This is a genomic window from Oceanisphaera arctica (genome assembly GCF_002936955.1).
GTDB lineage: Bacteria > Pseudomonadota > Gammaproteobacteria > Enterobacterales > Aeromonadaceae > Oceanimonas > Oceanimonas arctica.
Genome location: NZ_MPZM01000106.1, coordinates 1 through 674 on the forward strand (window position 1 = coordinate 1; position 674 = coordinate 674).

A 674-nucleotide genomic window follows, 5' to 3' on the forward strand; every position below is an offset into this window, starting at 1 on the left:
TTTCTGGCTTCTGAGTCGCAGCCAAGCTTGTCGGCGAGCAGCCCCAGCGGCTGGTCACTGGCTTCCAGTATCACGGCACCGGCGCCGTCTCCGAACAGTACGGCGGTATCCCGCTTGGTCCAGTCCAGATAGTGAGTCAGTCGTTCGGCGCCGATCACCAGTACCCGTTGCATGCTGCCGGCCTTGATCAGGGCGCTGCCCACGCTCAGGCCATAAATAAAACCGGTGCAGGCTGCGTTGATGTCGAATACCGCCGCGCGGCCTGCACCCAGTGACTGCTGCACCGCCGAGGCGGCGCTGGGCACCATGCTGTCCGGGCTGGCGGTGGCCATGATAATGCAGTCCAGCTGGTTCGCTTGCATGCCGGCGGCGGCCAGGGCGTGGCTGGCCGCCACCGAGGCCAAAGCAGAGGTACTAACATGGGCAATTCGACGGGAGCGAATACCGGTACGGCTATGAATCCAGTCATCGGAAGTATCAATAAAGGTGCTGAGGTCGTCGTTACTCAGGGCGGCGGGAGGCAGGCATTTCCCCCAACCGGTAATATTGGCGTAGCGCATGGGATGCCCTATTTTCGATTAAGGTGGATGCTGCCGATTATGCCTTGGTGACCCCAAGTAGTCATGTACAGGAAACTTCGGCAGCCTTTGTATTTGGTGCCATCTGCGGGATAA

The 674-nt window shown here is 60.1% G+C and carries 1 pseudogene; it reads right to left on the reverse strand.

The features are described 5' to 3' along the window. Nucleotides 1-560: pseudogene (locus tag UN63_RS16875) on the reverse strand (3-oxoacyl-ACP synthase); the annotation flags it as partial. Between the last annotated feature and the right edge of the window lie 114 nt (nt 561-674).